The following is a 21,996-nucleotide window of genomic DNA, read 5'->3' as shown; positions in this document are numbered from 1 at the left end:
TTCCTCAGCGGACGGCCTGTTCGCGCAGGAAGGATCGTCGAGTATTTCGATCGCGTCGACAAGAGTCCGTGACAAGACGCAGGCCCCGTCCGCACTGCGGACGGGGCCTGCTCTGTCGGGCTGACAGGATTTGAACCTGCGACCACTTGACCCCCAGTCAAGTGCGCTACCAAACTGCGCCACAGCCCGTTGCTCCCTGCTCAAGCGGAGCGAGATAAAGCCTAGCCGACGACTGCCGTTCGGAACCAATCGCCTGGTCAGGCGGGGTTCCCGGCCGGTCGTCAGATGTCGCGAAACGTGGCGCCGGGCGCAACGATCGACGACATCTGCTACCGCGACCTAGACCGCGGACCGCATCTTGAACCAGATCCAACCGCCGGTGATGGTCGCCAGACCCAGTCAAACCCACCAGTTTTCGGCAGAAACGCCAACCGACGCGGGGGTGATTCTGCCGAAAAAGGGTGGGTCTGCGGTCAGCGTTTGCGACGCTGCTCCCGCTTGTCGCGCACACGCACGTTGATGCGCACCGGCGAGCCGTCGAAGTTGAACTCCTCGCGCAGGCGACGCTCCAGGAAGCGGCGGTAGCCGGCCTCGAGGAAGCCGGTGGTGAAGAGCACGAAGGTCGGCGGTCGTACCGACGCCTGGGTCGCGAACATCACGCGCGGCTGTCGCCCGCCGCGCAGCGGCGGCGGGTTGGCCGCGATGACGTCCTTGAGCCAGCTGTTCAGCGGTCCGGTCGAGATGCGCTTGTCCCACGAGTCGAGCGCGCTCTCCATCGCGGGTACCAGCTTCTGGACCGCACGACCGGTCGACGCCGAGATGTTCACCCGGCGAGCCCACGGCACGCGGGCGAGCTCGCGATCGATCTCCTTGTCGAGCTGGTAACGACGATCCTCGTCGACCAGGTCCCACTTGTTGAACGCGATGACCAGCGCACGACCGCTCTCGATGATGAGCGACAGCACGCGAAGGTCCTGCTCGGTGATCGGCTCCGACGCGTCGATCAGCAGGATCGCCACCTCGGCGGCGTCGAGTGCCGACCGCGTCCGCAACGACGCGTAGTACTCGTGACCACTCGCGGTGCGCACCTTGCGCCGCAGGCCGGCGGTGTCGACGAAATGCCAGGTCTTGCCGCCGACTTCGACGATCTCGTCGACGGGGTCGACGGTGGTCCCGGCCACGTTGTCGACGACGGAACGCTCGGTGCCGGCCAGCTTGTTCAACAGCGAGCTCTTGCCCACGTTCGGCTTGCCGACGAGTGCCACACGACGCGGGCCGCCCAGCACCGGCGCCTCGCGCGGGGTCGCGGGCAGCTTCTCCAGGATGACGTCGAGCAGGTCACCGGCGCCACGACCGTGCGCCGCCGACACCGGGTGCGGCTCGCCGAGTCCCAGCGACCACAGGGCGGCCGTGTCTGCCTCCATGCGCTCGCTGTCGACCTTGTTGGCGCACAGGATCACCGGGGTCTTCGACCGTCGCAGGACACGCGCCACGGCCTCGTCGGTGGCGGTGGCGCCCACGGTCGCGTCGACGACCACGACGATGGCGTCGGCGGTCCGCATCGCGAGCTCGGCCTGGGCCGCGACTGCCTGCTGCAGACCCTTGGCGTCGGGTTCCCAGCCGCCCGTGTCGACGACCGTGAAGCTACGTCCCGACCAGCTCGCCGAGTAGGACACACGGTCACGCGTGACGCCCGGGATGTCCTCGACCACGGCCTCGCGACGGCCGAGGATGCGGTTGACGAGAGTGGACTTGCCCACGTTGGGTCGCCCGACGATCGCCAGCACCGGCATGTGCTCGAACTCGGCGGCACCGTCGGCACCCTCGATATCGGCCAGCTGCCAATCGGATTCGTCCGCCCACGTGCCGTCACCCGGCAACGCCGCCACATCGGTCTCGAAGTTGTCGCTCACCGTTCTGATGCTCCGATCCGGGTCTCCACGAGGCCGCTCAGTTCGTCGAGCACCTCCATCAGGGTCTTGTCGCTGGTGTCGACGACGACGGCATCGTCGGCGGCACGCAACGGCGACACCGCGCGCGTCGAATCGAGATGATCGCGGCGGTTCACGCTGTCGAGAACGGCTGCGTAGTCGCTGTCGCGACCCGCGGCCAGGTTCTGCTTGTGCCGCCGGTCAGCGCGTGCCTCCGGCGTCGCGGTCAGGAAGATCTTGACGTCGGCGGCCGGGAACACCACGGTCCCGATGTCGCGTCCCTCGACCACCACGAAGCGGTCCTGCGCGTTCTGCCGCTGCAGCGCAACGAGTTTGGTTCGCACCTCGGGAACGGCGGACACCGCCGAGACCGCGCTGGTCACATGGTCGGTCCGGATCGGCCCGGACACGTCGCGACCGTCGAGCAACACCGTCGACGACCCGTCTCCGGTGGGGATCAACTCGATGTCGACCGCGTCCGCGACCCGGGCGATACCGGCCGGATCATCAAGTGCCACACCGGCATCGAGGACCGCCAGGGTCACCGCGCGGTACATCGCACCGGTGTCGAGGTAGCTGGCACCGACCTTCTCGGCGAGCAGCTTCGACACCGACGACTTGCCCGTACCGGCCGGCCCGTCGATGGCGACGACGCGCGTGGTGCCAGCGGTCACAGCCCGACCGCCTTGTACAGCGCGCCGACCTCGTCGTTGCCGAGGACACGCAGGCTGCCCGGCCGTTGCTCTCCGAGCGCGACGGTACCCACATGCGTGCGAACGAGTTTCGTGACCGGGAAGCCGACCTCGTCCATCATGCGGCGCACGATGCGGTTCCGGCCCTCGTGCAGGGTGATCCGCACCAGCGACTGTCCCTCGTGGACCTCGATGACGGTGAACCTGTCGACCTTGACCGGACCGTCCTCGAGTTCGATCCCCTCACGGAGTTGACGAGCGACCCCGCGGGGCACCTCACCCTTCAGGGTCGCGAGGTAGGTCTTGGGCACCTCGAACGACGGGTGCATCAGCCGGTGGGCCAGCTCGCCGTCGTTGGTGAGCAGCAGCAGACCTTCGGTGTCGGCGTCGAGGCGGCCGACGTGGAAGAGACGCTGTCCGGCCATCACGCGTTCGGCGACCACGTCACCGACGCACGGACGACCCTGGTCGTCGGCCATGGTCGACTGCCAGCCCTTGGGCTTGTTGAACGCGAGGTACTGACGCGTCTCGTCCATGATCACGCGTGCATCGTCGACATGGATGATCGCGGTGTCGGGGTTGATGCGCAGGCCCTGCTCGGTGACGACGACGCCGTCGACCTTCACACGTCCGGCGGCGATCATCTCCTCGGCGCCGCGGCGCGAGGCGACGCCGGCCTGGGCGAGTACCTTCTGGAGCCGCACACCGTCCTCGACGAAGGCCGGGCCCGTGCCGCTCACCTGCTCCGGCGCCACCTGATGGCGTGCGGGCCGGGCGTTGTTGAGCCGGATCTTCCCGACATCGGCGTTCGGTTTCGACGACCCCTTGCGGTGCGTCTTCTTGGTTCGCGGTTGCTGTGCGGGGGCGCCCTTGCGGCGTTTTCCCGGTGAGCCATCTCGGCCAGCGGAAGCCATTGTTCTCAATCCTGTGTGTGGGTGGATCTATGCGGTTCTAGTCATCATTCAGGTCACCGTCGGTGACCAGTACCTTCGAGTCTGACGGCTGAGGGGACAGTTTGGCGAATCGGGGATCCGACAGCAGCTCGTCGTCGAGGTCGTCGATGAGGTCGACGTCGGGCAGCAGCGGCGCCAGATCGGGCAGTTCGGACAGCGAGGCGAGACCGAGACGCTCGAGGAACAACTCGGTGGTCGCGTAGGTCGTGGCGTTGGTCTGCGGGTCCTGGCCGACCTCGTTGATCAGGCCGCGCGCGACGAGGGTGCGGATCACGCCGTCGACGTTCACACCACGGATCGCGCTGACCCGTGCGCGGGTCACCGGCTGCCGGTAGGCGATCACGGCCAGTGTCTCCAACGCGGCGCGCGTCAGCTTCGACCGCGCCCCGTCGAGCAGCAACCTCTCCACGTACGGTGCGAAGTCCGCCCGGGTGTACAACCGCCAGCCGTCGCCCGCGAAACGCAGGTCGATGCCGCTGCGCGCCGCGGTGAGCTCGGCGGCCATCGCGTTGAGCATCTCGCGCACGCGTGTCCGGTCCTGGTCGACGGCGTTGGCCAACTCCTCGGTGGTCACCGGGGTGTCGACGACGAGCAGCACGGCCTCGAGTGCCGCCCGCAGGGTCGCGTCGTCGAGGACCTCGACCTCGTCCTCCCCCGTCAGCGCCGTCTGCTCGGGGTCGGCGGGGCCGTGGTCCGTCGCACTCTCCGCCGACGCCGGGGCGTCGGTTGCCGATTCGGCGAGAGCCTCGTCATTCACGTCGTCGGCGTCCTCGATCGGTCCGTCGGTCATCCGTAATCCTCTGCCTTGTCGATGCGCAGGTCGTCGATCTCGCGTTCGCCGGTCCACATCACCGCGAGATCGCCGAGAGCCTCGGGTTGTTCGAAGGTGATGGCCTGATCGCGGTAGAGCTCCAGCAATCCGAGGAAGCTGCCGACGATCTCGAGTCCGCTCCCGCAGTCGGCGGTGAGAGCGCGGAACGTGAGCCATTCGCCGGTCGACGCACTGAGCAGTGCCGCCATCCGCCGGGCCTGACCCGGCACCGACACCGACTGCACGTCGTGGAGATGGTCGAGTCCGACCGTCGGCACGGGCCGCGGGGTCATCGCCGCCGCGGCCACCTGCACGAAACCGGCGGCGTCGACGCCGAGCGTGACCTCCGGCAACAGGTCCTCGAACCGTTGCTCCAGCGAGACGGCGCGCGGATAACGTTGCAGCGCGGCGGCTTCCAGTTCGCCGAACAACTGTGCCACCTGCTTGTACGCCCGGTACTGGAGCAGCCGCGCGAACAGCAGGTCGCGGGCTTCGAGCAGGGCCAGGTCCTCGGGGTCGTCGACCTCGCCGGACGGCAACAGCCGGGCCGCCTTGAGATCGAGCAGCGTGGCCGCCACGACGAGGAACTCGGTGGTCTGGTCGAGCCCGACCTCCGGACCGAGTTCGCGGGTATAGGCGATGAAGTCGTCGGTCACCTCGTGCAGCGCGACCTCGGTGACATCGAGCCGATGCTGCGAGATCAGGTTCAGCAGCAGGTCGAAGGGTCCCTCGAAATTGCGGAGCTTGACCCGGAAACCGGATTCGGCGGCCTCGTCACTCCCATCAGGGGTGTCCCCGACCGGCTCCGACGCCTCGACCGGCGCTTCGACCTCGGACCCGTCGGACTCGGTCACGGCGTGGTCGGTGTCGACGGTCATGCGCCCTTCACGTTGCGCGCGATCACCTCACGCGCCAGCGCCCGGTAGGCCTTCGCGCCGGCCGACCGCGGTGCCCACGAGGTGATCGGTTCACCGGCGACGCTCGTCTCCGGGAAACGGACGGTCCGGGAGATCACGGTGTCGTAGACGGCGTCGCCGAACACCTCGACCACACGCGCCATCACCTCGCGGGAATGCAGCGTGCGGGCGTCGAACATGGTGACGAGGATGCCACCGAGGTCCAGGCGCGGGTTGAGACGGTCGCGCACCTTGTTGATCGTGTCGGTGAGCAGCGCCAGGCCACGCAGCGAGAAGTATTCGCACTCCATCGGGATCAGCACGGTGTCCGCGCAGGCGAGGGCGTTCACGGTGAGCAGGCCGAGCGAGGGCTGGCAGTCGATCAGCACCACGTCGTAGCGGTCGAGAACCGGGTGCAGCGCACGGGCCAGGGACTGTTCGCGTCCCACCTCCGTGACGAGCTGGATCTCCGCGGCCGACAGGTCGATGTTGCTCGGCAGCAGGTCGAGTCCGTCGACGCGTGTGCGCATCAGCACCTCGTCGGTGGCCACCTGCGGCGGGACGAGGAGGTTGTAGACCGTCTGCTCGAGTTCGTGGTGCGGCACACCCAGTCCCGCGGACAACGCGCCCTGCGGGTCGAGGTCGACGAGCAACACGCGGCGGCCGTACTCGGCGAGCGCGGCCCCGAGGTTGATGGTCGAGGTGGTCTTGCCGACCCCGCCCTTCTGGTTGCACACGGCGATGACGGTGGCCGGACCGTGACGGTCGAGTGGTCTCGGCTCGGGGACTTCTCGATAGGGCCGTCCGGTGGGGCCGATCTCGCCGGTGCCGTGGTGGTCGACCTCGTCGGCGTCATGTCCCGGCGACACCTGGATGCTGTACTGATCACCCGCGGAGGTCACGATCGCGTCCCCGAACACTCGAGTCGGGTGCCAGACCGCAGTGTGCTCGGAGTGGTCACGTGCCCGCCGCTCCCTTCACTCTTCGGTACCCGATGCGCGTCGGCCGGCCGGGCGGAAATGCCGGTCCGTGGACGACGACTCGTATCAGCCTAGGACATCGCGGGCGTCGACCCGCTGTCGGCGCGCGGTCAGCGGGCACGCGGATGTGCGACGGCATACACCTCGCGCATCGTGTTCACCGTCACGAGTGTGTACACCTGCGTGGTGGTCACCGAGGCGTGTCCGAGCAGCTCCTGGACGACGCGGACGTCGGCGCCGCCGTCGAGGAGATGGGTCGCGAAGCTGTGCCGCAGGGTGTGCGGGGAGACGGCCTTGTCCAACCCGGCGCGTTCGGCGGCGGTGACCAGTACCTGCCACGCCGACTGACGCGAGAGTCGCCCGCCCCGGGCATTGAGGAACAGCGCCGGCGTCGCCCGCGATACCAGCGCGGGACGGCCGCGGACGAGATAGGCGTCGATGGCATCGATCGCCGGTCCGCCCAGCGGGACGAGCCGCTCCTTGCCGCCCTTGCCCCGTAGGCGTACCGCCCGGGTGTCGAGGTCGAGGTCGTCGATGTCGAGCGAGGTGGCCTCGGAGATGCGGGCGCCGCAGCTGTAGAGGAATTCCAGCAGGGCGCGATCGCGCAGGGCGCGGGGATGGTCTTCGGCACCGGCGGCCTCGAGGATGGCCAGCACCTCGTCGACGGGCAGCGACTTCGGGAGACGGCGCGCCGGCCTCGGCGGACGGACCGCCTGCGCAACGTCCGTCGCAACCATCCCCTCGTCGACCGCGAACTTGTGAAAGCGCCTGGTCGCCACCACTGTTCGCGCGATCGAGCTGTCCGCGAGGGGCGGGAACCCGGCGTCCGGATCCCCGCGACGCAGGTCGACGAGGAATTCGCGCACGTCCTCCTCGGTCACCGCGTCGATCGACGCGATGTCGCGCGATTCGAGATATCGCCGGTACCGCTCGAGATCACGACGGTAGGACGACACGGTGTTGGCCGCCGCACCTCGTTCGACGGTGAGGTGATCGAGGAAGCGCGAGATGGCGGCGGCGATCGTCACGGGCGACTCACGACTGACGTGTTCACGAGCGACGCCGGCGGTCCCGAAGCGCGGTCGGCTCGTCGGGCCACGGGGCATCTGTCCCGCGCAGCCCGATCCCCGACCGTTCCGCCGCCGAGGCGGCCAGGATGCCCGCGACGCTGGTGGCGTTCACGATCTCGCCGGCCAGCACCATCGCGACGGCGTCGTCGAGCGACACCCACTCGACCTCCATGTCGGCTTCCTCGTCGACGCGCTCCGCCTCGTCGAGGCGATGTAGGTCCTCGGCCAGGTAGAGGCGAAGTGCCTCGTCGGTGAAACCCGGTGAGAGCGCCAGATCGACGAGGACGTGCCAGGTGTCGGCGGCCAGGTCGGCCTCCTCGGCCAGCTCGCGCTGCGCCGCAGCCAGCGGCGCCTCACCGTCCTGGTCGAGAAGGCCGGCCGGCAACTCGAGGAGGCGGCGGCCGATCGGATGCCGGTACTGGCGCACCATGGCGATCCGGCGGTCCTCGTCACGCGCGAGGATCGCGACCGCACCGAAGTGTTCGACGACCTCCCGCTCGGCGACTCGCCCGCCGGGCATGGCCACGTCGTCGACGCGCAACGTGATGATCGCACCGTCGTAGACGGTGCGGGTGCCGTTGACGTCGAACTCGTGGCCGCCCAACCCGGTCAGCCCTCGACGCCGATCTCGTCGATCCCGGCGACCGGTTCGACGGTGACGTCGTTGACCGCCGCGACGGTGCCGGCCGGGGCGTCGTTCGACTCGTACTCGTCACCGAGATCCACCGGAAGGCGTTCGGCTGCCTTGTATTTCAGAGCGGCCTCGATGAACGAGCGGAACAGCGGGTGCGGACGCGTCGGACGGCTCTTGAGCTCCGGGTGCGCCTGGGTGGCGACGAAGAACGGATGCACCGACTTGGGGTATTCGACGAATTCGACGAGGTGCCCGTCGGGCGAGGTCCCCGAGAAGACCAGACCCGAATCGGCGATCTTGTCGCGGTAGGCGTTGTTGACCTCGAAACGGTGACGGTGACGCTCGGACACCTCGCGGGTACCGTACGACTCCGCGACGACCGAACCCGCCTTCAGGACCGCGTCGTAGGCACCGAGGCGCATCGTGCCGCCCAGGTCCGCCTCGCCGGCCACCGCGTCCGCCTGGTCGGCCATCGTCGAGATCACCGGATGCGGGGTGTCGGGATCGAATTCGGTCGAACTGGCCTCGTCGAGCCCCACCGAACGGGCGGCCTCGATGACCACACACTGGAGCCCCAGGCAGAGGCCGAGGAGCGGGATGCCGCGGCGCCGCGCGTACGAGATGGCGCCGACCTTGCCCTCGATGCCGCGGATGCCGAAGCCGCCGGGGATCAGGATCGCGTCGACGTCCCCGAGCGCGGCCTGCGCACCCGCCGGGGTCTGGCAGTCATCCGACGGCACCCACTTGATCTCGGTGCGCGCCTTCCAGGCGAAACCGCCGGCACGGATGGCCTCGGTGACCGACAGGTAGGCGTCGGGCAGGTCGACGTACTTGCCGACCAGCGCCACCCGCACGGTTTCGCGCGGCTCGTGGACGCGCTGGAGCAGTTCGCCCCAGACCGTCCAGTCGACATCACGGAAGGGCAGCCCCAGCTTGCGGACCACGTACGCGTCGAGATGCTCGTTGTGCAGCACCTTGGGGATGTCGTAGATCGACGGCGCGTCGGGGGTCGAGATCACGCCGTCGAGTTCGACGTCGCACATCAGCGCGATCTTCTTCTTGAGTCCCTCGGGCACGTCGCGGTCGCAGCGCAGGATCAACGCGTCGGGCTGAATACCGACGTTGCGCAAAGCGGCGACCGAGTGCTGGGTCGGCTTGGTCTTGAGCTCCCCCGACGGCGCGAGGTAGGGCACCAGCGACACGTGCAGGAAGAAGACGTTGTCGCGGCCGACGTCATGGCGCACCTGGCGGGCGGCCTCGATGAACGGCAGCGACTCGATGTCGCCGACCGTGCCGCCGATCTCGGTGATGACGACGTCGGGCACCTCGCCGTCGGCGTCGGGCTCGCCCATGGCCAGCACCCGCGACTTGAGTTCGTCGGTGATGTGCGGGATCACCTGCACGGTCTCACCGAGGTACTCGCCGCGCCGCTCCTTGGCGATGACCGTCGAATACACCTGTCCCGTGGTCACATTCGCCGACTGCGAGAGGTTGCGGTCCAGGAAGCGCTCGTAGTGTCCGACGTCGAGGTCGGTCTCCGCGCCGTCCTCGGTCACGAAGACCTCTCCGTGTTGGAAAGGATTCATCGTGCCGGGATCGACATTCAGATAGGGATCGAGCTTCTGCATCGTGACCCGCAGGCCCCGAGAGGTGAGAAGTTGACCCAGGCTCGAGGCCGTGAGGCCCTTACCCAGTGAAGAGGCGACGCCACCAGTGACAAAGATGTGCTTGGTGTCGTGAACGTGTCGCAAAGGTCGCAAAAGCGTGTCTCCCGTCGGCCGAATCGGGGCCGATGCCCTGATTACCTACGGGACTCCAGGGTAACACCACTGGGCCGCCATGCCGTACCGCCACACCGGCGCGTGGCGTGGCGGTACTCACTCCGAACCCGAAATCAGCTCGACGGCGGGGTCAGGCGGCCGGCTTGCCGTCGGCCCCGACGGTGACCGCGGTGGCGCCGGCCCCGGTGCCGTAGGCCCCGGTCGCACCCTTGCCCTCGGCGGCGAGCGCCAGGACCGTCGTGATGAGACCGGTCGGCTGGTCGACGTTGTCGACCGTGGAGACCGCGTTGGCCAGTGACGGGTCGGCACGGACCACGGCGATCGGCGAGCTTCCGTTGGCCGATCCGGTCCGACCCACGAGCACCCCTCCCACGCCACGTACGGACGCCGCTGCGGCAAGGCGGGCCACGAGCGCACCCTGTGCTCCCGAGTCGGGGCCGAACTCGTCACCGGTCACCACGACCATCAGATCGGCCGGTGTCACCGCGTTGTTGACGTAATCGATGAACCCGCCGTCGCGCAGGGTCGCGAGACCGGTCCGACGGTCGGCGGACGATGCCGGGCGGGTGGATTTGCCGGAGAGCACCAGGGTTCCGAGCAGGTCACCGGCCCGGCTGCCCGAGTCGGTCAGCTCGGCTCGCAACATCGCACCCGGCGGGATCGTCTGGTCGACGATGGTGCGCAGCTGTTCGGCGTTCTGGTCGCCGAGGAGCGACTCGGTCAGCGCGATCTGACCGGCGAAGCGCGCGCCGGCGCCGGAGATGTTCTCCTTCACGGCGTCGACGTCGGCCTCGGCCGCGTTCGGCGCGGTGACCACCAGAACCGACTGGCCGCGCAGGGTGTTGGCGATGAGCCGGGGCCCGATCGCCAGATCGAAACTGTTGGACGCGTTGAGCTTCGCGTTCAGGTCGTCGCGCTGGTCTTCGAGATCACCGATCCGGTCCCTACTGGTCCCGGTCATCGAGTTCACCCGATCCCCGACGAACCCCGAACCGAGGAAGAGTCCGAGCGCCAATGCCAGGAAGATCGCGACCAGTGAGATCGCATGCTGTCGTAGCGAGATCATCGCCTATCGATTCCAGACCTCTCGTGCCCAGTCGAGCAGCGCATTCCACTGCGTGACAATCCAATCGGTGACGTCGGTGCCGGTGTTGGACAGCAGGAGGGCCGCGATCACCGCGACCAGTGCGGCCAGGACGACACACGCGATCGCTGCACCGGACACACGACTGCGGTACAGCGTCGCAACCGCTTTCGCGTCGACGAGCTTCTGCCCCACCTTCAGCCGGGTCAGGAACATCGACGGGTTGCTCTCACGACGCGAACGATCGAAGAAGTCGTCGAGGGAGCCCGGGTACCCGACGGTGACGATCAGGTCGGCGCCGTGGTAGTCGGTCAGCAGCAGGGCGAGGTCTTCCGCGGAGCCCGCCGCGGGGAAGGTGGTGGCACCGATACCGAGGTCCTGGATGCGCTCGAGGCCCGCGGCATGTCCGTCGGTGTCGGCCGGCAGCACCAGTTGCGCACCGGATTTCAGCGTCGGGGTCTTGATGTGCTCGGGGTCGCCGACGATGATCGCGGGCTTGTAGCCGGCTTTCGTCAGGGTGTCCGCGCCGGTGCCCACACCGACCATCACCGGCTGGTACTCCTTGATGAACGGCTTGAGCGCACGCAGATCCGCGGCGCGGTCGGCGCCCTCTCCGACGATGACCACATGCCGGCCGGCAAGGTCCACGTCGATCTCCGGCACACCCACGCCGTCGATCAGCAGCGGGGATTCGCTGCGGATGAATTCGATCGTGTTGCCGGAGAAGGCTTCCAGGTGATCGACAAGGCCCGCCTTGGCGCCGATCATGATGTCGGCGATGTCGCGCTCGTCGAGTTCGGTGCCCAGCGCCAGGCGACGTTCCCCGACGAAGAGCCGGTCGTCGTGGACGCGCACCTTGGCTCCGTCCTTGACGCGCTTGAAGATCTCCGGGCCCACATCGTCGAGAAGGACGATGCCCGACGCGACGAGAACCTCGGGACCGAGGTTCGGGTAGCGGCCGGTGATCGAGCGGGAGACGTTCACCACCGCGACGACGTTGGCCTCGACAAGGGCGTCGGCGGTGACGCGGTCCAGGTCGACCTCGTCGAGGATGGCGATGTCACCCGGACCGACCCGGTTGAGCAGCCGTTTGGTGTTCTTGTCGATCCTGGCGATACCGGTCACGCCAGGCAGTTCTTCGGTGTTACGCGCGAGCAGTGCAGGCATCTTCATGACCGCAATGATTGACCGAAGACACGACGGAGCCCGGGAGGCGCGCCGTAACACGAGAAACTTTTGTCACACAAGCAACAGGGGTCCCAGCCCGTGCGAGGTCAGTGAGCCGCCCGTTCCGCTTCCGCGGTGGCCAGCAATTCCTCGGCGTGCGCACGTCCGGTGTCGGACTCCCCCAGCCCGGCGAGCATGCGTGCCAGTTCGGCGACGCGCTCGTCGCGGTCGAGGGTCCGCACACTGCTGGTGACCCGCGCACCCTTCTTGGACTTGCCGATGACCAGGTGGTTGTCGGCGAAGGCCGCGACCTGGGGCAGGTGGGTGACGACGATGACCTGGTGGGCCCGGGCCAGACGGGACAGTCGCTTGCCGATCTCCACGGCGGCGCGCCCGCCGACACCGGCGTCGACCTCGTCGAACACCATGACCGAACCGGAGGTCGGCGCCGCGAGCACCACCTCGAGCGCGAGCATCACGCGCGACAGTTCGCCGCCGGATGCAGACTTCGCGATCGGCAGTGGCGTGGCTCCGGGGTGCGCCACGAGCGCGAATTCGACCTTGTCGGCGCCGTCGGCCCCCGCATGAGCCCGGCTGCCGCCGAGCGTGATCGCGAGCCGATCCTCCGGCGAGGCCGGTTCGGGACCGACGGAGACCGCAAGCGTCGAGTCGCCCATGGCGAGACCCTTCAGCTCCTTGGACACCTTGCCGGCCATCGACGACGCCGCCTTGACGCGCAGGTCGTGCAGCTTGGTCGCAGCCGCCTCGACCGTTTCCAGCGCCGCCGCGGCGGCGGTCTCGAGTTCCTCGATCGACGACCGCGGGTCCTCGATCTCGGCGAGTCGGGCCTCGGCCTTACGCCGCCAGTCGATGACGCCGTCGACGTCGGGCGCGTATTTGCGCACGAGTGTCTTGAGTTCGGCCTGACGCGCCAGGAGTTTGTCGAGCTCTTCGGCATCGGCGGGAAGGCTCGACGTGAACGCCGTCAGTTCGGCGCCGACGTCGGTGATCACGGTGAGCGCTTCGGAGACCCGCGGGACCAGTCCGCGCAGGGTGTCGTCGGCGGCACCCTCCAGAAGGGTGCGCACCGTGCCCAACCCCTCGATCACCGATGCTCCCGAATCGCCGGCGACGATGTCGTGTGCCTGGTCGGCGGCGCCGCGGATGGATTCGAGGTCCGACAGACGCCGGATCGTCGCGGTGAGTTCCTCGTCCTCACCCGGGATCGGGTCGACCGCGGCGATCTCATCGATGCCGAAACGAAGTCGGTCGGCTTCCTGCGCGAGCTCACGGTAGTTCGCGCGACGGGCGTCGAGTTCGTCGAGGATGTCGACCCAGGCGGTCCGGGCCTTCCGGTACGCCTCCAGCGCAGCCGTCGCCTTCGAGCCGCCGAAGGTGTCGAGCGCGGCCCGTTGATGCTCCGGTCGCAGGAGACGGAGCTGATCGTTCTGGCCGTGGATGGCCAGAACCGCGGTGGTGAGTTGCCCCATCACCCCGACCGGCACCGATCGGCCACCCAGATGTGCCCGCGACCGACCGTCGGCGCTCACCGACCGGACCGCGATCACGGTGTCGTCGTCGTCGAGTTCGGCGCCGGTGGAGTCGAGGATGTCGGCGACCACCGGATCCTTCTGCACACCCTCGGCGTTCGCCAGCCGGAACCGACCCTCGACGATGGCCTTGGCGCTACCGGTTCGGACGCGCGTCGCATCGGCGCGCGCCCCGGACAGCAGGTGCAGGCTGGTGACGATCATCGTCTTGCCCGCGCCCGTCTCACCGGTGAGCACTGTGAAGCCCGGGTGGAAACGTGCCTGCGCCTCCTCGATGACACCGAGTCCGGTGATCGACAGTTCTTCGAGCACCCCTATGCCTGCCTCCCTCGCCATCCCGTGACCGGGAGGGCGAACTTGGTCACGAGCCGGTCGGCGAACGGATCGGAATCGATTCGGATCCAGTTCACCGGACGTTCGCTGCGTACGACCTCGACGCGAGCACCGGCCGGCACGTCGAGTGCTCGACGGCCGTCGCACAGCGCGACCGCCGAACGTCCGTTCTTGTCCACCTCGACGGCGATCCGCGACCTCGGGCTGGTCACCATGGGCCGCGCGAACAGCGCGTGCGCATTGTTCGGGACGACGAGGATGGCCTCGAGGTCCGGCCACATGACCGGACCGCCCGCCGAGAACGCGTAGGCCGTCGACCCGGTCGGGGTCGCGACCAGCACGCCGTCGGCGCCGAACGCGGACACCGGGCGACCGTCGACCTCGGTGACGAGTTCGAGTACGCCGTTCTTGCTGGTGTTGAGGATCGCCACCTCGTTGAGGGCCCAGCTGCTGGCCGTCGGTGGGTCGGGATCGGCCGGGTCGACGATGTCGATCTCCAGGGTCATCCGCGGTTCGATGCGGTAGTCGCGGGCGATGAGCTGCGCCATCACCTCGTCGATCTTGTGCGCCTCGGATTCGGCGAGGAAGCCGATGTGCCCGAGATTGATGCCCAGGACGGGCACTCCGGCCGGGCAGGCCAGCTCGGCGGCGCGCAGGAAGGTTCCGTCACCGCCTAGGACGATGACGAGCTCGCAACCCTCGGCCGACGCGGACTCGGCCGTGGTGACCTCGACGACCGCACCCAGGGAACGGAGGTACTCCGGATCCACCGGGATGTTGCCGGGTCGCGAGGCTTCGCCCTCCCGGTTGCGGTACAGCACGTCGTGGTCCGGAGCGTCCCGATCGAGCGTGTCATGGTCGACGACACGCAGCGCGACGCCGGCCGCGGCACAGTGGCGCGCGATCGCCTCGATCGTCTCGATGACGTTCTCGCGTCCGGTGTGGGCGACCACCAAGAACTCGCGGGCACCGGCGGACTCGGCTACCGACTCGTCGGTCACTGATGTTCCCTCCCGGAGAAGTGTGGTCGGACGTGTGGTCGAGCAGGGACGAGCCGAACGGGCGCCGGTCGGTCCGCGCTCAGCGCGGTCCCTCCGCGACCGCACGCTCGATCATGGAGCGGAGCTCGTCGGACGATCCCGCCCGGTCGACCCTATCGCTCTCCCCCGACTCCTCGCCCGTCCGGCCTTCGGGTTCGTTACGCAGCCAGAGGAAGTACTCGACGTTGCCCGACGGGCCGGGCAGTGGGCTGGCCACGACTCCACGAGTCTCGAGCCCGAGGGCAGCGGCCTCGGTCGCCACTCCCAGCACCGCCTCGGCACGCAACTCGGGATCGCGCACGACTCCGCCGGCGCCGACACGGTCCTTGCCCACCTCGAACTGGGGTTTGACCATCGGCAGCAGGTCGGCTCCCGGAACCGCGCAACGGGCGAATGCGGGTAGGACGAGTCCCAGCGAGATGAAGGACAGGTCGGCGACCACGACGTCGACCTGACCACCGATCTGCTCGGGCTCGAGGTGCCGGACGTTGGTGCGGTCGTAGACGTGAACCCGATCGTCGTTCTGCAGACGCCAGATCAGTTGTCCGTAGCCGACATCCACGGCGACGACCTCCCGGACCTCGCGACGCAGAAGCACATCGGTGAAGCCACCGGTCGACGCGCCCGCATCGAGACACCGACGGCCGGCGAGGGTCAGACCCTGGGGTTCGAACGCCTCGAGCGCGCCGAGGAGCTTGTGGGCGCCGCGCGACGCCCAGTCGTCTTTCGGTGCCTCGACGACGACGATCGGGGTATCACGGGTGACGCCGGTCGCGGCCTTGGCCGCCACCGTTCCGTTGACCTTCACGACGCCGGCGTCGACGAGTTCGCGCGCCTGCTCCCGGGACCGGGCCAAGCCACGCCGGACGAGTTCTGCGTCGAGTCGTGCTCGGGTCGCCATCGTCAGTGCCGCGTCCGGGATCGACTCATCGTCGGTCCACCGCATCGAGCGCTGCGGTCAGCGCATCGTGTGCCTGCTCGAGGAGGTTCGCCTGGCGCTCGAGTGCGGCCAGCGAAAAAGTGTCCCCGACGGACTCACGCAGCTCGTCGACCTCGGCGAGAAGCTCAGAGACCGTGGCCTCGACGTCCGGCAGGTCGAGATCGGCGTCCGGTCCCGACGATAGGTCGTCGGTCAGGGCTGCCATCGGGTCGTACTGGCGACGTGGCATGGCGCCCGGACCGGGTCGGGGCGCCATGCTGTTCGGTGTCGGACCGCTGCTCAGGTCCGAACGACTGCTCTCGTCACTCGGATAAGTCATCGTCAACCACGCTAGCCGACGAGGGTGACACCCAGCGACGCCAGCTTCTCCCGCGCCGTGCCCTCGGCCCGGATCCGTAACTCCTCGGGATCCGCGGTACCGGCGTCGACCGCGGCCCAGGTGGCAGCGGCGAGCGCCGGGACGACACCTGTCTCGTCGCCCGAGCCGGAGACGCTCACCGTCGAGGCCTCCACGCTCACGGTCCAGCCCGGCTGGTCGGCCACGCGCACCGCGTCGACGTCGTCGAACATGCCCGCGAGGTCGTCGATGACATAGGTGGGTCGCTGCTCTGGCGGCGCGGCCAGCAGGTCGGTGACCGTGCTGACGCCAGTGAGGACCAGTGCGCTCTCGATGCCGACGGCGTGTGCACCCTCGATGTCGGTGTCGAGACGATCGCCGACGACGAGCGGAGCGTTGGCCCCGGCCCGCGTGATCGCGTCCGCCATCAGCGGGGCGGCAGGCTTGCCGGCGACGAGCGGCTCCTTGCCGGTCGCGCTGCGCAGTGCTGCGACCATCGAGCCGTTGCCCACGAGCAGACCGCGCTCGGACGGGAGCGTGGCGTCGACGTTGGTGGCCACCCACAGCGCACCGGCTCGGATGGCCAGAGCGGCCTCGGACAGCTGCGCCCAGCCGGTGTCGGTCGAATGCCCCTGGATCACGGCCGCGGGACGGTCGTCGGCGCTCCGTGTCACGCCGATACCGACTTCGCGAACCTCCTGCGCGAGTCCATCGGTCCCGATCACCAGCGCCCGCGATCCCGGTGCCAGATGCTCGGACAGCAATCGCGCTCCCGACTGCGCACTGGTGACGACGAGATCGTCGGTGGCGTCGAAGCCGAGGTCACGGAGATGCGCAGCGACCTCGGCGGGCCGTCGACTCGCGTTGTTCGTCACGAAGAAGCAGGGGATGTCGAGCCGGTCGAGGGTGTCGACCGCATTCGGCAGCGCCTTGTTGCCCGCAAAGACAGTGCCGTCCAGATCGAGCAGGAGTGCATCGTAACGATCGGCGAGGGTCTGCGAGACCGAGTCCGAAAGCCCGATCAGCTCCGATACGTCGTCGTCGACGAAACTCGACGTCTTGGACAGGTCTGCGGTCCCCTGCACGCCTTCGATCGTCTCGGTGTCGTCGGCCTCCTGATCGCCGGCGGGCTCCGGTACGACAACCGGCTCCGGTGCGACGACCGGTTCGGCAGCTACCTTTGCCGCGGGCAACTCGGGGGACTCACCAGCGGCCGGTTCAGCAGCGGCCGGTTCAGCAGCGGCCGGTTCAGCAGCGGCCGGTTCAGCAGCGGCCGGTTCGACGCTCACGGGTTCAGCACTCGACGACTCGGCCGCCGGTGCCTCAGAGACTGCGCTGTCGGCGAGGACGTCCACCCCGTCGACGGCCTGCTCGTCATCGCCGACCGGTGCGTCGTCGTTCGCGAGTTCGGTCAGACGGAACTCGGCGTCGGTCACGTCCTCGACGTCGGCTGCGGCCGCGTTCATGAACCAGGTGATCGATTCGTCACGGCGGCCCGATGCGTACAGCGCGGACGCGTACGCGTAGAACAGCCGCGCAGGTCCGGTTCCCACCTGACCCGGCTTGAGGTTCTCGGCCTGAAGCGTGACGACGGCTTTCTCGGGTTCACCCAGGTCGATTCGTGCGCCGGCTTCGACGATGCGCATTTCGGTGGCTTCCTCGCCGCGCAGCGCACGGCCCTCGTCGCCACGGGCGATCTCGACTGCACGCTCCGGACGGCCCAGACCACGCTCACAGTCGGCGATGAGAGGCAACAACGCATTGTTACCGGTGATACGACGCGCAGCACGCAGCTCGGTTGCGGACTCCTGCCACTCGCCGGCGTTGTAGGCCGCGATACCGGCGGTTTCCCGAACGACGCCGACCCTCGACGCGCGGCCGCGCGCGGCACGAGCGTGTTCGAGCGCGAGCGCGGGCTCTTCGAGGAGCAGACGCGAGACCATCACCAGGTGTTTGGCGACGATCTCGGCGTTGGCCTTGTCGAGTGTCAGGAGGTCGCGACGGACTTCAGGATCAAGGTCTGACGCAGCGACGTCGTCGGGCAGCGGAGGACCCGGCTGCCGGCGACCACCGTCGCCGCGCTCACGGCCCGGACGATCCGGACGACGTCCCCGACTCGAATCTCCTCGACCCGAATCGCTCTGACCGCGGGCTCCCCGCTGACCACGCGGACCGCCCTGGCCCCGCGACTCCCGCTGATCTCGCGTATCACGCTCACCGCGTCCGTCACGACGCGGACGATCACGATCATTCATAGCTGCCAATCTATGCCCTTGAACCTTGATGGGAAGCATCGCCGCCCTCGTCCAGACGACGTGGGCGAACGAGAAAAGCCCCGTATTCGACGAATGAATTCATCGAATACGGGGCCCTTCTGAAGTTGTGTTCGGCGGTGTCCTACTCTCCCACACTGATTAAGGTGCAGTACCATTGGCGCTGGAGGGCTTAGCTTCCGGGTTCGGAATGGGGCCGGGCGTTTCCCCTCCGCTATGGCCGCCGTAACATTGTGAAACAACCACAAACCGCTGGTGTTTGTTTGTTCGTGTGTTGTCTCAGAAGATGCATAGTGGATGCGAACACACCAAAACAGAATGTTTTGTGGTGTGTGGGTGTTGTTGGTAAGTCCTCGGCCGATTAGTACCAGTCACCTGAACACATTGCTGTGCGTACAGTTCTGGCCTATCAACCCCATGGTCTGTAGGGGCCTTAACCCCGCAAAGGGGGTGAGAAACCTCATCTTGGAACAGGCTTCCCGCTTAGATGCTTTCAGCGGTTATCCCTTCCGAACGTAGCTAACCAGCGGTGCCCCTGGCGGGACAACTGGCACACCAGAGGTTCGTCCGTCCCGGTCCTCTCGTACTAGGGACAGGTTTCCTCAAGTTTCTTACGCGCGCGGCGGATAGAGACCGAACTGTCTCACGACGTTCTAAACCCAGCTCGCGTGCCGCTTTAATGGGCGAACAGCCCAACCCTTGGGACCTACTCCAGCCCCAGGATGCGACGAGCCGACATCGAGGTGCCAAACCATCCCGTCGATATGGACTCTTGGGGAAGATCAGCCTGTTATCCCCGGGGTACCTTTTATCCGTTGAGCGACACCGCTTCCACTTGCCGGTGCCGGATCACTAGTCCCGACTTTCGTCCCTGCTCGACATGTACGTCTCACAGTCAAGCTCCCTTGTGCACTTACACTCAACACCTGATTGCCAACCAGGCTGAGGGAACCTTTGGGCGCCTCCGTTACCTTTTAGGAGGCAACCGCCCCAGTTAAACTACCCACCAGGCACTGTCCCTGAACCCGATCAGGGTCCGAGGTTAGAAGTCCAATACGATCAGAGTGGTATTTCAACAACGACTCCATGAACACTGGCGTGCCCACTTCACAGTCTCCCACCTATCCTACACAAACCGAACCGAACACCAATACCAAGCTATAGTGAAGGTCCCGGGGTCTTTTCGTCCTGCCGCGCGTAACGAGCATCTTTACTCGTACTGCAATTTCGCCGAGTCTGTGGTTGAGACAGCAGAGAAGTCGTTACGCCATTCGTGCAGGTCGGAACTTACCCGACAAGGAATTTCGCTACCTTAGGATGGTTATAGTTACCACCGCCGTTTACTGGGGCTTAAATTCTCAGCTTCGCTCCCCGAAAGGAACTAACCGGTCCTCTTAACCTTCCAGCACCGGGCAGGCGTCAGTCCGTATACATCGTCTTACGACTTCGCACGGACCTGTGTTTTTAGTAAACAGTCGCTTCTCTCTGGTCTCTGCGACCCACACCAGCTCAGAGAGTAAATCTCGTCACCAGGATGGGTCCCCCTTCTCCCGAAGTTACGGGGGCATTTTGCCGAGTTCCTTAACCACAGTTCTCTCGATCGCCTTAGTATTCTCTACCTGACCACCTGTGTTGGTTTGGGGTACGGGCCGTGTACCAACTCACTAGAGGCTTTTCTCGGCAGCATAGGATCATGGAATTCACCGCAACGGCTACGCATCACCTCTCAGGCTGTATGTGTTCCGGATTTGCCTAGAACACGCCCTACAGGCTTACACCAGTACAACCACTGACTGGCCCCACTACCTTCCTGCGTCACCCCATCGCTTGCCTACTACCAGCCAAGGTCCCATGCATCACCCCACCCGGCACCCGAAGGTGCTCCTGGGGGATCTGGATGGTTAGTACAACTGATTCAGCATGGGCGCGGATACACGGGTACGGGAATATCAACCCGTTGTCCATCGACTACGCCTGTCGGCCTCGCCTTAGGTCCCGACTCACCCTGGGCGGATTAGCCTGGCCCAGGAACCCTTGGTCATTCGGCGGCAGAGTTTCTCACTCTGCTTTCGCTACTCATGCCTGCATTCTCACTCCCACACCCTCCACCACTAGATCACTCTGTGGCTTCCACGGATGCAGGACGCTCCCCTACCCACCCACACACCTGGTTGATTCTCCGTAGAAAACCAACGGGCTATTGTGTGAGTGCCGCGGCTTCGGCGGTGTACTTGAGCCCCGCTACATTGTCGGCGCAGGATCACTTGACCAGTGAGCTATTACGCACTCTTTCAAGGGTGGCTGCTTCTAAGCCAACCTCCTGGTTGTCTTCGCGACCCCACATCCTTTTCCACTTAGTACACGCTTAGGGGCCTTAGCCGGCGATCTGGGCTGTTTCCCTCTCGACTACGAACCTTATCGCCCGCAGTCTCACTGCCACACTCTCACTTACCGGCATTCGGAGTTTGGCTGACGTCAGTAACCCTGTGGGGCCCATCGGCCATCCAGTAGCTCTACCTCCGGTAAGAAACATGTGACGCTGCACCTAAATGCATTTCGGGGAGAACCAGCTATCACGGAGTTTGATTGGCCTTTCACCCCTACCCACAGCTCATCCCCTCCATTTTCAACTGAAGTGGGTTCGGGCCTCCACGACGTCTTACCGTCGCTTCACCCTGGCCATGGGTAGATCACTCCGCTTCGGGTCTAGACCCGGCGACTCAAACGCCCTATTCAGACTCGCTTTCGCTACGGCTACCCCACACGGGTTAACCTCGCCACCGAGCACTAACTCGCAGGCTCATTCTTCAAAAGGCACGCCATCACCCACCCCGAAGGCGCAGGCTCTGACGGATTGTAAGCGTCCGGTTTCAGGTACTATTTCACTCCCCTCCCGGGGTACTTTTCACCTTTCCCTCACGGTACTTGTCCGCTATCGGTCACCAGGAAGTATTCAGGCTTACCGGGTGGTCCCGGCAGATTCACAGCAGATTCCACGAGCCCGCTGCTACTTGGGAGAACATCACGCAAGACCATGTGTTTTCAGCTACCGGACTCTCACCGTCTACGGCAGACCATTCCAGGCCACTTCACCTAACACACGATTTTCTGACTCACGCTTCCACAGGTAGATGGAAGAAGATGAACCCCACAACACCACACACACAACCCCTACCCGGTATCACATGCGCATGGTTTAGCCTCATCCGCTTTCGCTCGCCACTACTCACGGAATCACTTTTGTTTTCTCTTCCTATGGGTACTGAGATGTTTCACTTCCCCACGTTCCCTCCACACCCCCTATACATTCAGAGGTGGGTAACACGACATCACTCGTGCTGGGTTTCCCCATTCGGACACCCTCGGATCACAGCTCGTTTGACAACTCCCCGAGGACTATCGCGGCCTACCACGTCCTTCATCGGCTCCTGGTACCAAGGCATCCACCGAACGCCCTTACACACTTACAACAACACCTACAAACCACCCCCACCACACAACCCGAAAGCTGCACACACAACCCC

Annotated in this window: 16 protein-coding genes, 1 tRNA gene and 2 rRNA genes; all 19 read right to left on the bottom strand. The window is 66.4% G+C overall.

What is annotated here, in order from left to right:
- Nucleotides 1-115: 115 nt before the first annotated feature.
- The 19 genes from GAA2_RS10100 to GAA2_RS10010 all read right to left on the bottom strand — a co-directional run bounded on the left by GAA2_RS10100 (nt 116) and on the right by GAA2_RS10010 (nt 21,942).
- Nucleotides 116-189: transfer RNA gene (locus GAA2_RS10100), tRNA-Pro, on the bottom strand.
- A gap of 284 nt (nt 190-473) precedes the next feature.
- Nucleotides 474-1,913: a ribosome biogenesis GTPase Der gene (der, locus tag GAA2_RS10095; RefSeq protein ID WP_024498702.1), complete on the bottom strand. Its 1,440-nt coding sequence runs from the start codon at nt 1,911-1,913 to the stop codon at nt 474-476.
- Complete coding sequence (gene cmk, locus GAA2_RS10090) at nt 1,910-2,605, bottom strand: (d)CMP kinase (protein WP_159405980.1); 696 nt, start codon at nt 2,603-2,605, stop codon at nt 1,910-1,912. The genes der and cmk overlap by 4 nt, the downstream gene beginning before the upstream one ends.
- The gene (locus GAA2_RS10085; RefSeq protein WP_006435441.1) at nt 2,602-3,537 is read right to left on the bottom strand and encodes a pseudouridine synthase; all 936 of its coding nucleotides are present in this window, start codon (nt 3,535-3,537) and stop codon (nt 2,602-2,604) included. The genes cmk and GAA2_RS10085 overlap by 4 nt, the downstream gene beginning before the upstream one ends.
- Before the next feature lie 37 nt (nt 3,538-3,574).
- Nucleotides 3,575-4,366, bottom strand: a complete 792-nt coding sequence (gene scpB / locus GAA2_RS10080) for an SMC-Scp complex subunit ScpB (RefSeq protein WP_191834938.1) — start codon at nt 4,364-4,366, stop codon at nt 3,575-3,577.
- The gene (locus GAA2_RS10075; protein ID WP_159405981.1) at nt 4,363-5,265 is read right to left on the bottom strand and encodes a segregation and condensation protein A; all 903 of its coding nucleotides are present in this window, start codon (nt 5,263-5,265) and stop codon (nt 4,363-4,365) included. The genes scpB and GAA2_RS10075 overlap by 4 nt, the downstream gene beginning before the upstream one ends.
- Entirely contained in the window at nt 5,262-6,203 is a 942-nt protein-coding gene (locus GAA2_RS10070) for a ParA family protein (RefSeq protein WP_024498698.1), read from the bottom strand. Before GAA2_RS10070 ends, GAA2_RS10075 begins: the two co-directional genes overlap by 4 nt.
- 170 nt (nt 6,204-6,373) lie before the next feature.
- A complete protein-coding gene (gene xerD, locus GAA2_RS10065; RefSeq protein WP_006435437.1) occupies nt 6,374-7,291 on the bottom strand; it encodes a site-specific tyrosine recombinase XerD in 918 nt (305 codons plus the stop codon).
- A gap of 22 nt (nt 7,292-7,313) precedes the next feature.
- Nucleotides 7,314-7,937, bottom strand: coding sequence for an NUDIX domain-containing protein (locus tag GAA2_RS10060; protein ID WP_159405982.1), 624 nt, complete (start codon nt 7,935-7,937; stop codon nt 7,314-7,316).
- A 5-nt stretch (nt 7,938-7,942) separates the two neighbouring features.
- Nucleotides 7,943-9,727, bottom strand: a complete 1,785-nt coding sequence (locus tag GAA2_RS10055; RefSeq protein ID WP_159405983.1) for a CTP synthase — start codon at nt 9,725-9,727, stop codon at nt 7,943-7,945.
- A gap of 151 nt (nt 9,728-9,878) precedes the next feature.
- Nucleotides 9,879-10,814: a copper transporter gene (locus tag GAA2_RS10050; RefSeq protein WP_024498695.1), complete on the bottom strand. Its 936-nt coding sequence runs from the start codon at nt 10,812-10,814 to the stop codon at nt 9,879-9,881.
- 3 nt (nt 10,815-10,817) lie between these two features.
- Complete coding sequence (gene steA / locus GAA2_RS10045; protein ID WP_159405984.1) at nt 10,818-12,005, bottom strand: putative cytokinetic ring protein SteA; 1,188 nt, start codon at nt 12,003-12,005, stop codon at nt 10,818-10,820.
- Nucleotides 12,006-12,106: 101 nt separating this feature from the next.
- Nucleotides 12,107-13,861, bottom strand: a complete 1,755-nt coding sequence (recN, locus tag GAA2_RS10040) for a DNA repair protein RecN (RefSeq protein WP_159405985.1) — start codon at nt 13,859-13,861, stop codon at nt 12,107-12,109.
- Between the two features lie 2 nt (nt 13,862-13,863).
- Entirely contained in the window at nt 13,864-14,883 is a 1,020-nt protein-coding gene (locus GAA2_RS10035) for an NAD kinase (protein ID WP_159405986.1), read from the bottom strand.
- A gap of 79 nt (nt 14,884-14,962) precedes the next feature.
- Nucleotides 14,963-15,823: a TlyA family RNA methyltransferase gene (locus GAA2_RS10030; RefSeq protein WP_024498691.1), complete on the bottom strand. Its 861-nt coding sequence runs from the start codon at nt 15,821-15,823 to the stop codon at nt 14,963-14,965.
- Nucleotides 15,824-15,848: 25 nt separating this feature from the next.
- The gene (locus GAA2_RS10025) at nt 15,849-16,181 is read right to left on the bottom strand and encodes a hypothetical protein (protein WP_024498690.1); all 333 of its coding nucleotides are present in this window, start codon (nt 16,179-16,181) and stop codon (nt 15,849-15,851) included.
- An 11-nt stretch (nt 16,182-16,192) separates the two neighbouring features.
- Nucleotides 16,193-18,454 carry an HAD-IIA family hydrolase gene (locus GAA2_RS10020; protein ID WP_191834937.1) on the bottom strand — a complete coding sequence of 754 codons (2,262 nt, stop codon included), beginning with the start codon at nt 18,452-18,454 and terminating at the stop codon, nt 16,193-16,195.
- A gap of 129 nt (nt 18,455-18,583) precedes the next feature.
- A 5S ribosomal RNA gene (gene rrf, locus GAA2_RS10015) occupies nt 18,584-18,700 on the bottom strand.
- Between the two features lie 113 nt (nt 18,701-18,813).
- Nucleotides 18,814-21,942, bottom strand: a 23S ribosomal RNA gene (locus GAA2_RS10010).
- Nucleotides 21,943-21,996: the final 54 nt, after the last annotated feature.

The organism is Gordonia ajococcus, from assembly GCF_012974285.1.
In the GTDB taxonomy this organism is placed as follows: domain Bacteria; phylum Actinomycetota; class Actinomycetes; order Mycobacteriales; family Mycobacteriaceae; genus Gordonia; species Gordonia amicalis.
Note: the sequence above shows the minus strand (reverse complement) of the source record. Positions and strands in the feature narration are given on the sequence as shown.